The organism is Bacillus sp. Xin1, assembly GCF_013314535.1.
In the GTDB taxonomy this organism is placed as follows: domain Bacteria; phylum Bacillota; class Bacilli; order Bacillales; family Bacillaceae_G; genus Bacillus_A.
Genome location: NZ_JABUAE010000004.1, coordinates 20,191 through 33,436, shown reverse-complemented (window position 1 = coordinate 33,436; position 13,246 = coordinate 20,191). Strand labels below are relative to the sequence as shown.

Genomic DNA, 13,246 nt, shown 5'->3' with positions numbered 1-13,246 from the left:
GATTAATAAAAGAAGCTATCCCAAAAGGTCGTTTTGAACTCCCTTTTGGAGACAGCTTTTTTTAGACTAATGTTTCACTTTATACTTCTTTTAGATTCATTGTTATACAGTACTGCAGTCACAATCGAAATCATTACAACTACTGCAAAAGTAAACAACCTATAGTTTGATATCACAGCGGTACCTACTAGCAAGGCGGGTATGACAGCCATAATCATGCCTCCAAACATACCCAGAAAAGCTCCCATGCTCTGTTTCACTACTTGCGTTTCTGACACCCAATCATAGTAACCAAATCGATTATTTATAAAAATTCCCCATACAGCTGAAAAGAATGAATAGGCAATTGGAGTAATTATGAGTAAAATAGCAGTCCAAATATCCGGCTTTAAACCGATTATCATAAGAATGGCGCTAATAATTGATGTAGGTATACTCAGTGAAAGGTTCATGAGAATCTTACTGTCATAAATTATCTTAGGTGTAAGAGGTAATGATTTGATAATCCATACGTTTTTCCCCTCTAATGACAATGACACGCATGTTGTACACGTCAACGAAATCATTGCTGAAATAACAAATGGCGCAACCTTTTGTAAAATTGTTTCGATTCCAGGATACCCGATTAATTTGCTTGGTCCTACTACAACCACTGCAAGTGAGAAGATGACTGCCATGACAACTCCCATACCGATATTTATCACATATACTGTAGAAGAAAAGAAGCGCTTTCGTTCTTTTTTATATAATGCAATCAATACTTTTTCTTTCTTCATACTATCAATCTTGTAATTTGAAAGCATATGGTACGTAGAAATACCTGTATTGATTTGCTTATATTTAAGAGCGAGTATTTTTACAAAAAGATAATACCAAATAACTGATATGCCAACAAAAAAGATAAAAGCTCCCATATTAGCATCGACAATTGCTCTTTGAAAAATGTTAGCTAATGGATACACCTTAGCTAATCCCTCTGAAACAGTTGCACCAATCCCTTCTAAATCTGTAAAACTATATTTCGTATTTCCCTGTTTGAACATAAAAAAGCCAAATATAATAATTGCGATAAAACTCAAAATGGTAGTGACTTTATTTGCATGTCTAAATTTAGAGGCGATTGCCGTAATACATGCTCCAAAAACTGCCGCAATTGTTGTTGGAATTAAAGAGACTGTAAACAGAGTTATGATCCACATTAAATAGAAAGACGCCGATGGCTTCTCATATATACAATAAACAACGCCCATCGGCAGCATAATGATCATTGAAAAGACCGTATTTAATACGTATAAATACAAAAATCTACTAGCAATAATCGCACTTACAGAAATCGGTAAAGACATGACAAAATCATAATCCTTAAAGGCAAAAATTTCACCATTCGCCTTAAACATAGTGAAAAATAAAACTAATACACTGCTAATAACAAAGGCATAAACAGGAATGACTTCACCTATCCCAAGTTTTATCAATCCATATGCCGAACTTCCACAATACAACATCAACATAACAGCCACTAAGGCAATTGATACTGAAATTAAAATTTTATTCTGCTTCTTTTTCTTATCTTTTTCATACTTAAAAGTATTGAGACCAAGCTGTGTTATGAGACGAATTTTTAAAAGAGCTAGCGTATTATTCTTCATCAGCAAGCACCTTCATAAAGAGCTCTTCTAATGAATGTTCCTTTATTAAAGACTTTACTTCCCCTGAAATTGCTAGTTTTCCTTTATTAATCATCGCTATCTTATTGCATAACTTTTCTGCCACATCTAATACATGGGTAGAAAAGAAAATCGCACTGCCTGATTCGCAAAGTTCCTTCATAATCGTTTTCAATACAACGGCAGCTTTGGGATCTAATCCGACAAAAGGTTCATCCAAAACTAATAATTTTGGCCGATGCACAACTGCCGATATGATTGCTACTTTTTGTTTCATACCGTGTGAGTAGGAAGATATTAAATCTCCCAAATATGGCGTAATCTCAAAAGCATCTCCATACTTTCGGATCCGCTCTTCTCTTTCTATTGCAGGCACTCCAAAAATATCCGCAACAAAATTCAAATATTGAATCCCTGTTAATTGTTCATATAAATCCGGATTATCAGGAATATATGCCATGACTTTCTTACATGCAATCGGATCTTTTTTTACTGAATGTCCATCAACAAAAATTTCCCCCTCCTCGAAATCTATCACGCCTACTAGTGACTTAATCGTCGTACTTTTTCCAGCACCGTTATGTCCGATAAACCCAAAAATATCTCCTGCTTGAACAATCAGATTCAATTTATCTACTGCTTTTCTACCACCTTTGTATGTCTTACTAAAATTTATGATTTCTAACATACTCTCTCCCCCAAACGCTCTTCACTCTTATAGAATCGACTCAACATATTTAGCCTTTTCCTGTGCTTCATTCCTCTAACATCCCTATTTATAATCAAACGCAATTGTTTTTGGAATATTAAGAACTTATATTCAAAATTATATGCAGTAAGACTGCATCCCTACTGCGTATAATTTCTTACAAACTGCTTTAAAGACTATCACCTGCTATTTACGATTGCATTTCCTTTTTATATAAAACATAAGAATATCCATTCGTCAGCAACACAGCAATTAATATCATCGCAAGCATCATGTAAGATCTCAAGTTAGCCGGCACAACAATACTTACAATCATAAAAAGTCCCAAAGCTACAAACACTTTTCCGCTAAAGCGGTGTGTCTTTCGCCATACTTCTTCACTGCTTAACGTCCATGGGTTACGCATACCCACAAAGAAATTTGGTTTGCATTGTGGTAAATAGTTACCGATAATTAAAAATAAAATACCGACAATTAATTCCGGGACTCGATTAATAAATAAATTGTATCCTAATCCATTTGTGATAATATCTATGTTTCCTATAAATAAAACAACTAGTAATCCATTGTTTATCATCGTTAAAGCTTTCGGAAATTTACTATAGTTTTCTTTCTTTGGATCGATTTTCACTAAAAGATTTAAAAATATATAACAACCTATCATGATACCAACCATAACCATCATGCCCGTTACTTTCGATGAAAATCCATCAGCCTTACCGCCGCTAAAGTGTGTTGCAATTGTATCTGGTAAATGTGGCCATGCAAATGCCCATGCTAGGCATGTTGTCAAAATTAATATAATTGCAAAAAGATGCTTCCTCATTTCCCCTCTCCCCCTTTATTCGTAAACGTAAACACCCATGTTAATAAATCTTGAAAAACGGTTGTGTTCAAAGAGTACACAACGAATTGTCCTCTTTTTTCATCTTGAATGAGTTCAGCGTTTTTGAGCGCATTTAAATGATGTGAAATACTCGGCTTTGTCATATTGAAATGTTCAGCAATTTCACCAGCTGTTAAATCTCCTTCTTTTAATAAGTCTAAAATTTTTCGTCTGGTTGGATCTGCTAATGCTTTAAATGCTTGGTTCAATACCTTTCTTCCTTTCGCTAATTAGACATTTATATATTTATCTAAATGTTAAAATAAAAACTATGAATTGTCAATTCTATCCAAAGACCTTTTTACTTTTTCCACTTTTGACCTATACTGTTTACTAACACTCGTTTCAAGCTAATGAAAAGACACGAAACAAATGGTACACTATAGCTACAATTGTTTTTAGGAGGAATATACATATGTATAAAATTTTAATCGTTGAAGACGATCCAAATATCTCATCTTTACTGCAATCTCATATTCAAAAATACGGTTATGAAGCTGTTGTTGCGGATAACTTTGATGATATTATGGATTCTTTTAATAGAGTGAAACCACACCTAGTGCTTCTAGATGTAAACTTACCGAAGTTCGATGGTTTCTACTGGTGCCGTCAAATTCGTCATGAATCTACTTGCCCAATTATTTTCATTTCTGCTCGTGCTGGTGAAATGGAACAAATTATGGCAATTGAGAGCGGTGCGGATGATTATATTACAAAACCTTTCCACTACGATGTTGTAATGGCGAAAATTAAAGGACAATTACGCCGTATTTACGGTGACTATGCACCAAATATTTCAGAACGGATCGTTGAAGTAGAAGGTTTAAAATTATTTCCTGAACGACCAGAAATTCATTTTGGAAGTGAACAAGTTCTTCTAACAAAGAAAGAAGCAATCTTAGCTGAAATGCTGTTATCAAAATTCCCTCGTACAGCAAATCGTGAAGATTTATTAGCTGCTCTTTGGGATGATGAAAGCTTCGTTGAAGAAAATACATTAAACGTAAACATTACACGTCTTCGTAAGAAATTTAATGAACTTGGTATTGAAAATGCCATTGAAACAGTACGTGGATTAGGGTATCGTTTTAACACAACTTGGAGTGAATAAGCATGAAGTTATTTTTGCGTGATCATTTTGCATTTTTTCTATTATATGCATTAAACTTCGGTATCATTTTTATTCTCTATGATGCAGTAGACGGATTCCAAAACAACAAGTTCTACTTTATTGTATTAAGTTTATATTTATTTATTTGCTTCCTTGCTTATCGTTATGTTCGTAATCGCAGAATGTATCACAGGTTAAGTGAGCCACCAGAAAAAATGGAAGATGCTTTTATTGAAAGAGCAACCGCTCCTATGCCGCACGGCGTAAACGAGCTTGTTCGTACGCAATATCGCCTATTCCAAAAAGAGCTGCAAACATATGAAGTAAAACAACAAGAACATCAACTGTTTATTAACCACTGGGTGCATCAAATGAAAACACCCGTTTCTGTTATGCAGCTTATGGTACTTGAAATGGAAGATGAGCATCTCATTCCTAAATTTAAAAAAGAACTAGAAAGATTAAACCAAGGGCTTGATATGGCATTATATATGGCACGGCTCAATAACTTCCATGAAGATTTCCACGTTGAAACCATTTCACTGAAAGATGCTGTAACCAAAAATATTAATGGCTTAAAAGAACTCTTTATTCGGAACGGAGTCTTCCCTGTTCTAGAAGTTCATTCTGATCTTATGGTTGCCTCTGATGCCAAGTGGCTTAAATTCATTATTTATCAGTTAATGACGAATGCGGTTCGTTATTCTGGTGAGCGTGGAAAAAAGGTTTTCTTATCTGCTTACCGAAACGGAAAAGATATTATTTTAGAAATTCGTGATGAAGGTGTTGGTATCCCTCAGGAAGACATTCGAAGAGTATTTGAACCATTTTACACAGGGAAAAATGGACGTACTTTCGGAGAATCGACTGGTATGGGGCTTTATATTGTAAGCAAGATTTGCTCTTATTTAGGTCATTCTGTGAAATTGGATTCCGAGGTTGGTAAAGGGACAAGCATCAAAATCATCTTCCATAACGCTGCGAATAACCGAGCAGATGAATCTGGGGCGGTGACAGAGCAATGAACATAACACATTTTAGCAAAATGTATGAGAACTTACTCTCATACATTTTTTGCAACATGACTCAAACGATATCTTCAATTTGGAGGTATACAGCATGACTTTTTGGCAATTTGCATTTAAAAACGTAACACGAAATTCTAGAGCTTATTTTGCTTACTTTGTAAGTAGTGCTTTTTCCATTGCTGTGTTCTTTTCATTTGCAGTGTATTTATTTCATCCTCGGTTACAGAATTCTAGCGTAGTTGATGGAATTTCAGGATTAATGATATTTTCAGAAGTAGTCATTGTGTTCTTCTCATTTTTCTTCTTACTTTATTCCATCGGCACCTTTTTAAAAGTTCGAAAAAAACAATTTGGCGTGTTAACCGTTTTAGGAATATCAAGAAAACAATTGAAACGCCTTGTTTTTATGGAAAATATGTTAATTGGATTATTATCCATCTTCTTTGGCATTCAATTTGGACTTGTATTTTCACAATTTTTCTTATTGGTAACAGCAAAGATTACATATGCTCCTGGACTCTATTTATATTGGCCAACAAAAGCGATTATTTTAACAGCGACAATCTTTCTGGGACTCTTTATCGTTGTATCAGCTTTTACTCCTACGCTCATTCGAACAAGAAAAGCGGTACGACTTCTAAAAGAAGGGAATGTGAAACAAAAAGAAAGAAAACCATCTATCCTGATTTCACTATTCGGTGCTATTTGTTTATTATCAGGTTATGTATTAGCTGGGAACCCAAAATACTTTGTATCACTTGGTTCAGATATAGGGGGTCTATACATTGTTTCTAGTATTTTCGTTATTCCATCATTCGTTGCAATTGGAACCTATCTTTTCTTTTCTCAAATTAGTTTCCTCCTCATTCGCATACTGAAAAAGCGAAGAAAGTTTTATATGAAACGAATTAATATGCTGTGGATTTCTGATTTAGCAAGCCGCATTCGTACAAATATTAATATGCTATTTATTGTAGCAATGCTATCTACTCTCGCATTTACGATGATTACATTTATATATGGATTTGGGAAATTTATGAAATTTGACGTTACAAACAATAGTCCATTTCCATTCTCCTACCTTTCGTACGACGCTAATCCCCTTGCTTCAAAGCATATGGACTGGTTAGAGAAGCGGCTGAGTGAAGAACAATTTGCATATAAAAAATTCAAAACAGATTTATATGCAGTTTCATTGCAAAAGAATGAAATGAATCCTTATGAACAGGAAGCCTATGTACTAAAAGAAAGTGACTATAACAAATTGGCCACTGCTTTACATCGCAAGCAACTTTTTGTAAAACAGAATGAAACATATATATTACCTGGATATGGATATCAAAACATATTGAGCCCAATGCAAGAAGAGTTTCAACAAAAGAGCGTCACACTTTCTCAAAATGCACTTACATTACATGTAAAAGGTTACGAAATGATTAATGTGATACCAACTGGATGGACATCACAAATACTGATTTTATCTGATGATACAGTACATGCTTTATCAAATAATATGAAGCATATGACACTTTATAATTTTCAAGTAAAAGACTGGGAAACGACACATGAGATTGCTGCAGAATATCTTGATACATTTGCAAAAGATCGAAGAAATATCCCATCTGAAGAACCATTATTTATCATGAACGAAGCGAGTAACACGCTATACGAAATTAAATTAGGTGCCGCTTCATTCTTCTTGATTGGTACGTTCCTTGGCGTTATTTTCTTCATTGGAGCTGGAAGTGTACTTTATTTCCGTATGTATACAGATTTAACAAACGAACAAGAAAAATATATTACCGTTACAAAAATTGGATTAACAGAATCTGAAATGAAACACTCTGCTACGATTCAACTGGCAATTTTATTCTTTGTTCCATATATTATGGCATCTATCCATACAATGTTTGCCACAAGAATGTTACAAGAAATCATGAATCTATCTTTATTTGCTGAAGTTACGGTTGTCCTTATGATTTTCGGAACCGTTGAAATCATCTTTTTCTTGTTAATTCGTTCCCTATATATGCAAAAATTATCGCAACATATTAAGCTTTAAGAGCTAGAAAGGTGAGTTTTATGGAAGAAGTATTACACATAAAAAATGTATCAAAAGTGTATGAGGGGAAAGTCCCTCATACCGCTTTAAAAAACATTAATTTACATGTAGATAAAGGTGAGTTTGTCGCAATTATGGGTCCTTCTGGGAGCGGTAAATCCACTTTCTTAAATGTAATTTCAACGATTGATTCCCCTACTGCTGGCGAGGTGTTTATTAACGGAAAAGAACCTCACACGTTCCGCCGTGAAAAATTAGCTGTTTTTCGTCGCCAAGAATTAGGGTTTGTCTTTCAAAATTTCAACTTATTAGATACGTTAACAATCGGTGAAAATATCGTATTACCCTTAACATTAGATAATATTCCTCTAAAAGAAATGGATGAAAAACTTGATCACATTTCCAAGAAACTTGGAATTGATCATATTTTAGATAAACGAATTTTTGAAGTTTCTGGTGGACAAGCGCAGCGCACCGCCGTAGCTCGTGCTGTCATTCATAATCCATCGCTCTTACTTGCTGATGAACCAACAGGAAACTTAGATTCAAAAGCGGCGATTGATGTAATGGAGTTATTTACAAAATTAAATAAAGAAGAACAAGCAACCATCTTAATGGTGACACACGATCCATTTGCAGCAAGCTATTGCAACCGTGTGATTTTTATTAAAGATGGTGAACTTTACAATGAATTACACCGTGGTCTATATCGTGAAAAGTTTTATCAAGAAATATTAGATGTGTTGGCGTTATTAGGAGGAAGACGCGGATGACATTTTGGCAGTTTGCTTTTAAAAATGTCTCTCGGAATTCACAGGCATATTTCGCCTATTTTATAAGCAGTGTATTTTCAATTACAGTTTTCTTTTCCTTTACTGTATATTCGTATCATCCACGCTTACAAGACATAAAAGAACAAGGGCCGCTAATGAATTTAATTGGAATGGCACAATTTGTCATCGTTATGTTCTCGTTCTTTTTTTTACTATATTCGATTGGAACATTTTTAAATGTACGTAAAAAACAATTTGGTATTTTAACCGTTCTCGGTATTTCTAAGAAACAGTTAAAACGCCTTATTTTTCTGGAAAATATGATAATTGGGATCTTAGCAATTTTTGCTGGTATTCAAGTCGGTCTTGTTTTTTCTAACTTTTTCCTACTCGTTACATCCAAATTAACAGGTGCAACAGGAATCTATTTATATTTGCCAACAAAAGCAATTATCGCAACAACCGTAACTTTTATTGTTCTATTTTTTATCGTTTCTACGTTCACACCTATGTTCGTTCGTACACGTAAAACAGTTCGTCTCATTAAAAGCGATCACAAGCAAGGAAAAGAAAAACGGCCTTCTATTCTTATTTCTTTATTTGCTTTAGCCTGTTTAGGTCTATGTTATTATATCGCTGGATATCCAAAAGGATATGTCACCGAAAAAAACGTACAGGATGGCTCTGTAACCTTTATCATTTTATCGATTTTGCCACTTGTAACGATTGGAACATATTTATTCTTTTCTCAAACGATTCTTCTCTTTATATCTATTTTAAAAAAAAGAAGAAAATTTTATATGAAACAAATAAATATGTTATGGATTTCAGATTTAGTTGCTCGCACGCGTGGTAATATTAATATGCTCTTTATTGTTACTATGTTATCTGCGCTTGCTTTTACAATTATTACACCGCTCTTTGCTATGAATAATTACACAAAAGCTGCGATTTTAGAACGTTATCCCGTTCCATTCACATATATATCTGAGCCTGGAAATTCATTCGAACAAAAACATATTTCTACGATAGAACAGGAACTTACAAATCATCAATTTCAATATCAAAAATATAAATTTACAGTTTTAAAAGATCAAGCTCTAGATCAAGATATTGTTATTATGAAAATGAGTGATTATAATACACTAGCTAAACTGTTAAAAAAACCAGAAGTTCAGTTGGGGCTAGACGAAACTTATATCATTTCTCGGCTTTCACCAACACTCTTAAATTTAATAACCAATCCATTTGCAAAGCAAGAAACAATAACTTTGGAGTCTAACAAAAAAGAGTTTCACATTAAAGGATTTTTAAAACATAGTGTAGAGCCACAATACGCTCTTCCGCATACACTTGTGATGCCAGATCATGTAGTTGCTAATATGATTCCTCATATTGAAACCATTACCATTTATAACTATCTTGTTGAAAATTGGGAAGACACTCTTGTCCCTACCAAAAACATGGTGAATAGCATAGATAAAGATCGAAACGATTTATTGGAGAAAACAAAGCCTACAGAACAACATATCGCCATCCCATTCAGTCTTTATACATCTAGTGATGAATTAGCATACAGTAAAAAAGATAATGTCTCTAGTTTCTTTATTGGAACATTCCTTGGGATTATCTTCTTTATTGGCGCAGCAAGTGTCTTATATTTCCGTATGTATAATGATTTAACGCGGGAAGAACAAAAGTATATCACTATTACTAAAATTGGATTAACAGAAGCTGAGATGTTTCGCTCTGCAACAATTCAATTAGCTATCTTATTTTTCGTACCTTATATAGTTGCAGCTATTCATACAATATTTGCAATTCAATTTTTACAAGCAGTGCTTTCTCTTTCTTTACTTAAAGAACTATTATTTGTACTCACTTTATTTGGGATTATCGAGATTATTTTCTTCTTTTTAATCCGTTCCCTTTACATGAATAAATTATCACAACGTCTTAAATTGTGAATAAAATAGCCTTGTGCGCGTGCACAAGGCTATTTCAATAGTTTGTAACTGTTAACAGCAATAACCGCCAAAACCGCCATCAAAACCGCCGTAACCACAGTGACCTCCACGGAAACCGCCGAAGCAGCTAGCACCGATGATGATCAACAAAATAAACAACACAATTAGAAGCGCGAAACCGCCGCCAAAGCTGTGACAACGGTCACGGTCACGATCGTGATGTCTATGATCGAAACTTTCACTCATTGCTCTATTCCTCCTTTAGTGTCATTCGTAACAAGAAATTCTACCTTGTTCTAAATGAGGGGATTCCATTTATATTATGTCTATATGGAAAATCGGGAGCTTGTATTGCCTAAAAATAGGCTTGTTTCATGTAATAATAAAAAAATGAATTCTTAAATCACATACAAAAAAGGATGCTCTTTAAGAGCATCCTCCTTATATTACACAAACATATTAAGCAATCATGCAAATCCAAATGCGATAAATGATAATACTGTCTCTAGTACTATCCACGTCTTAAACGTCTCTTTTACGAACCAGAATCCAGCATCATTTACATGGGAAAACATGAATGATGCTGCCCCATCTTTCTCTATTAATCTGTATCATACAATACCTTCACTAAAATTGAGAATTCAACTGTTTCTAATTCATATTCTACCCTAAGTAATAACATTGTATATTACAAAAACAATTCGTAATCATCAGATAATAATTATGTTATTTACCTTTAATATGTTTCCAATCAGAAGAAAAAAGTGGGTAATTAAAGATTATTGCTCATTATCTTATTAAGTTAATGAGCAGGATGGTTGAAGAGGGAGCATTACATATTCATGGCTTTTTGAAAGAGTGGTAACGGACAAATACTTTTTATTGTTTTTTCATTTAATATCCTTATATGAAAATTTTCATTATCATCATTACTAAACCAGCTATTAATGCTGATATTGGCAGTGTAATAACCCAAGTCATCACAATTCTTATAGCAACTCCCCAATTTACACCCCGAACACGTTTAGCGGAACCAACACCTAAAATGGCAGATGAAGATACATGTGTGGTTGATACTGGTAGCCCTAACATAGTAGCACCTTGCAATACTACAAATGATGTTAAATCTGCAGCAAATCCATTGATAGGTTGAACTTTAAATATTTTTTTAGCAACCGTTTTAATAATTCGCATTCCACCCATCATTGTTCCTAAACCAATTGTCGCTGCACAAGTAATTTGTACCCAAAGTGGTACATCTAATGTGGCTTGGTAACCACCTGCTACTAAAGCAAAAACAATAATTCCCATTGTTTTTTGCCCATCATTTCCTCCATGAGAAAATGCAGCTAAACCAGAAGCTACAACTTGAAACCCTCGAAAACCACGAGTGGCACGGCGAGGATTTACGTTTTTAAAAACAATTGCTAATATTTTCATTAGAATAAATCCTACTATAAAGGCTAAAAAAGGAGAAATGATTAGGGCTTTTATAATATCTGTGAAACCTTCCCAGTTTATAGAATGTATTCCTGATCCAAAAATAACAGCTCCAGCAACAGATCCGATTAAAGTGTGTGACGATGAAGAAGGAATCCCATAATACCATGTAAACAGATTCCAAAATATAGCTGCAATAAGAGCGGAAATGACGATTAACAAGCCGTTTTCAATCTGAAAAGGATCAGCAATTTTACCGCCAATCGATTTTGCTACGGCTTCTGATATTAAAGCACCTATAAAATTTAATACACCCGCATAAATAACCGCGAATCGTGGTGATAAAGCCTTTGTAGAAACTGACATTGCAATTGCGTTAGCCGTATCATGAAATCCATTAATGAATTCGAAAGTTAAAGCAAGAATAAGGATAATAATTATTGTTGTCATTAGAGCCTCCACATATTTTTTGACTATATTAATTTTCACTCCAGAGCTATATTAATGCTCCTTGAATACGGTTAAGCATTTTTCATGATAATGCTTTCTAATGTGTTGGCTACATTCTGACAGAAGTCCGCAATGTTTTCGAGCTCTTCATAGATTTCTTTATATTGAATAATACGAATAGGATCTTTTTCATTAGCAAACAGATTTTTAATGGATTCACGCAAAACCTCATCACATTTTGATTCCAATTCTTTAATTTTAATGGCATGATCCCTCATGTTTAGTAATTTCTTTGTTGCCAACATGTCAACCGCTGCCACAATTTCAGCAGTGCAATTACGGATAGCATCGACAAACTCAAGCATATAATTATCAGCATTTACTATAGAATACATTTCAAATAGAGCAGCAGTATGTTCTAGTCCATCTAAAACATCATCCATGCTCAAGGTAAGAGATAAAATATCTTCTCGTTCAATGGAAGTGATGAAAGCATTGTGTAAGTCTTTGGTAACTTCATGAACTAAAGAATCCCCCTCTGATTCATATTTCTTCATTTTTTCAGAAAAAACTTTAAGGTCATTCACATTTTTCAGTTTATAATCAGCGAAATAATTAGCACTTTCATTTAAATTTAAAGAAATATTACTTAAATGATTTGTAAACTTGTCTTTTTTCCTTACAGCCATGCTATTACCTCCAATTTGTCCAATGAGTTTAAATATCGAGCGTAAATAATACAACCTTAATATTTCCTTATGGCACAATTCAATCCATAAAAATGATGAACCAAATCTTAATAATTGAAAGGATTTCAAATTCCTTTAATACAAAAAAGCCTACGATAACCGAATTATCGTAGGCTCCTTATATACGCTGTACAAACAACTTTCCTTCTTGCAGTATACGTTTTTTCACTTGTGGATCAGAGAGCGTATTTACATGTACCACATCAAATTTCTCTCTTCCTTTTAGTCCTTCTACCAACTCAAAATATAACCATTGAAATTGCTTATATGAAGCATTCCTTGTTTCAATCGCAATAGTAGTGGTTATCCCTTCCTTTTCATGAGACCAACAGATGTATGCAACTTTTACAAATACCACCCGTAATAAGTATGTTTGTATAACCTGCAATATCTCTTCCCTCATG

General features: G+C 34.0%; 13 protein-coding genes and 1 pseudogene. 5 read left to right on the top strand and 9 right to left on the bottom strand.

Annotated features, from left to right (window positions below):
- Positions 1-74: 74 nt before the first annotated feature.
- The 4 genes from HRG09_RS06825 to HRG09_RS06810 all read right to left on the bottom strand — a co-directional run bounded on the left by HRG09_RS06825 (position 75) and on the right by HRG09_RS06810 (position 3,471).
- Positions 75-1,649 carry a putative ABC transporter permease subunit gene (locus tag HRG09_RS06825; protein ID WP_174100035.1) on the bottom strand — a complete coding sequence of 525 codons (1,575 nt, stop codon included), beginning with the start codon at positions 1,647-1,649 and terminating at the stop codon, positions 75-77.
- Entirely contained in the window at positions 1,639-2,355 is a 717-nt protein-coding gene (locus HRG09_RS06820) for an ABC transporter ATP-binding protein (protein ID WP_174100033.1), read from the bottom strand. The genes HRG09_RS06825 and HRG09_RS06820 overlap by 11 nt, the downstream gene beginning before the upstream one ends.
- A gap of 211 nt (positions 2,356-2,566) precedes the next feature.
- Entirely contained in the window at positions 2,567-3,202 is a 636-nt protein-coding gene (locus HRG09_RS06815) for an SdpI family protein (protein WP_174100031.1), read from the bottom strand.
- Positions 3,199-3,471: an autorepressor SdpR family transcription factor gene (locus HRG09_RS06810; RefSeq protein WP_018764634.1), complete on the bottom strand. Its 273-nt coding sequence runs from the start codon at positions 3,469-3,471 to the stop codon at positions 3,199-3,201. Before HRG09_RS06810 ends, HRG09_RS06815 begins: the two co-directional genes overlap by 4 nt.
- Before the next feature lie 206 nt (positions 3,472-3,677).
- Between HRG09_RS06810 and HRG09_RS06805 the strand changes: the two genes are divergently transcribed.
- The 5 genes from HRG09_RS06805 to HRG09_RS06785 all read left to right on the top strand — a co-directional run bounded on the left by HRG09_RS06805 (position 3,678) and on the right by HRG09_RS06785 (position 10,203).
- On the top strand, positions 3,678-4,373 hold the full coding sequence (locus tag HRG09_RS06805) for a response regulator transcription factor (RefSeq protein WP_174100029.1): 696 nt from the start codon (positions 3,678-3,680) through the stop codon (positions 4,371-4,373).
- 2 nt (positions 4,374-4,375) lie between these two features.
- On the top strand, positions 4,376-5,398 hold the full coding sequence (locus HRG09_RS06800) for a sensor histidine kinase (protein ID WP_174100027.1): 1,023 nt from the start codon (positions 4,376-4,378) through the stop codon (positions 5,396-5,398).
- 94 nt (positions 5,399-5,492) lie between these two features.
- Complete coding sequence (locus tag HRG09_RS06795) at positions 5,493-7,463, top strand: ABC transporter permease (RefSeq protein ID WP_174100025.1); 1,971 nt, start codon at positions 5,493-5,495, stop codon at positions 7,461-7,463.
- Positions 7,464-7,483: 20 nt separating this feature from the next.
- Complete coding sequence (locus HRG09_RS06790; protein WP_174100022.1) at positions 7,484-8,236, top strand: ABC transporter ATP-binding protein; 753 nt, start codon at positions 7,484-7,486, stop codon at positions 8,234-8,236.
- The gene (locus tag HRG09_RS06785) at positions 8,233-10,203 is read left to right on the top strand and encodes an FtsX-like permease family protein (protein WP_174100020.1); all 1,971 of its coding nucleotides are present in this window, start codon (positions 8,233-8,235) and stop codon (positions 10,201-10,203) included. The genes HRG09_RS06790 and HRG09_RS06785 overlap by 4 nt, the downstream gene beginning before the upstream one ends.
- 51 nt (positions 10,204-10,254) lie before the next feature.
- Here HRG09_RS06785 and HRG09_RS06780 read toward each other — a convergent pair whose 3' ends face one another.
- From HRG09_RS06780 to HRG09_RS06760, 5 genes and pseudogenes are all read right to left on the bottom strand, one after another.
- Entirely contained in the window at positions 10,255-10,449 is a 195-nt protein-coding gene (locus HRG09_RS06780) for a YjcZ family sporulation protein (RefSeq protein WP_174100019.1), read from the bottom strand.
- Positions 10,450-10,670: 221 nt separating this feature from the next.
- Positions 10,671-10,808 (bottom strand): annotated as a pseudogene (locus tag HRG09_RS06775) (GntT/GntP/DsdX family permease); the annotation flags it as partial.
- Positions 10,809-11,106: 298 nt separating this feature from the next.
- Complete coding sequence (locus tag HRG09_RS06770) at positions 11,107-12,093, bottom strand: inorganic phosphate transporter (protein ID WP_174100018.1); 987 nt, start codon at positions 12,091-12,093, stop codon at positions 11,107-11,109.
- A 71-nt stretch (positions 12,094-12,164) separates the two neighbouring features.
- Positions 12,165-12,782 carry a DUF47 domain-containing protein gene (locus HRG09_RS06765; RefSeq protein ID WP_174100016.1) on the bottom strand — a complete coding sequence of 206 codons (618 nt, stop codon included), beginning with the start codon at positions 12,780-12,782 and terminating at the stop codon, positions 12,165-12,167.
- Positions 12,783-12,960: 178 nt separating this feature from the next.
- Positions 12,961-13,245: a hypothetical protein gene (locus HRG09_RS06760; protein ID WP_174100014.1), complete on the bottom strand. Its 285-nt coding sequence runs from the start codon at positions 13,243-13,245 to the stop codon at positions 12,961-12,963.
- Position 13,246: the final 1 nt, after the last annotated feature.

Excerpts from the sequence above, each read along its gene's own strand:
- HRG09_RS06815 (WP_174100031.1), bottom strand. The coding sequence starts at position 3,202 with ATGAGGAAGCATCTTTTTGCAATTATATTAATTTTGACAACATGCCTA.
- HRG09_RS06780 (WP_174100019.1), bottom strand. The coding sequence starts at position 10,449 with ATGAGTGAAAGTTTCGATCATAGACATCACGATCGTGACCGTGACCGT.
- HRG09_RS06800 (WP_174100027.1), top strand. The coding sequence starts at position 4,376 with ATGAAGTTATTTTTGCGTGATCATTTTGCATTTTTTCTATTATATGCA.
- HRG09_RS06785 (WP_174100020.1), top strand. The coding sequence starts at position 8,233 with ATGACATTTTGGCAGTTTGCTTTTAAAAATGTCTCTCGGAATTCACAG.
- HRG09_RS06795 (WP_174100025.1), top strand. The coding sequence starts at position 5,493 with ATGACTTTTTGGCAATTTGCATTTAAAAACGTAACACGAAATTCTAGA.
- HRG09_RS06825 (WP_174100035.1), bottom strand. The coding sequence starts at position 1,649 with ATGAAGAATAATACGCTAGCTCTTTTAAAAATTCGTCTCATAACACAG.
- HRG09_RS06770 (WP_174100018.1), bottom strand. The coding sequence starts at position 12,093 with ATGACAACAATAATTATTATCCTTATTCTTGCTTTAACTTTCGAATTC.
- HRG09_RS06805 (WP_174100029.1), top strand. The coding sequence starts at position 3,678 with ATGTATAAAATTTTAATCGTTGAAGACGATCCAAATATCTCATCTTTA.
- HRG09_RS06790 (WP_174100022.1), top strand. The coding sequence starts at position 7,484 with ATGGAAGAAGTATTACACATAAAAAATGTATCAAAAGTGTATGAGGGG.
- HRG09_RS06760 (WP_174100014.1), bottom strand. The coding sequence starts at position 13,245 with ATGAGGGAAGAGATATTGCAGGTTATACAAACATACTTATTACGGGTG.
- HRG09_RS06765 (WP_174100016.1), bottom strand. The coding sequence starts at position 12,782 with ATGGCTGTAAGGAAAAAAGACAAGTTTACAAATCATTTAAGTAATATT.
- HRG09_RS06820 (WP_174100033.1), bottom strand. The coding sequence starts at position 2,355 with ATGTTAGAAATCATAAATTTTAGTAAGACATACAAAGGTGGTAGAAAA.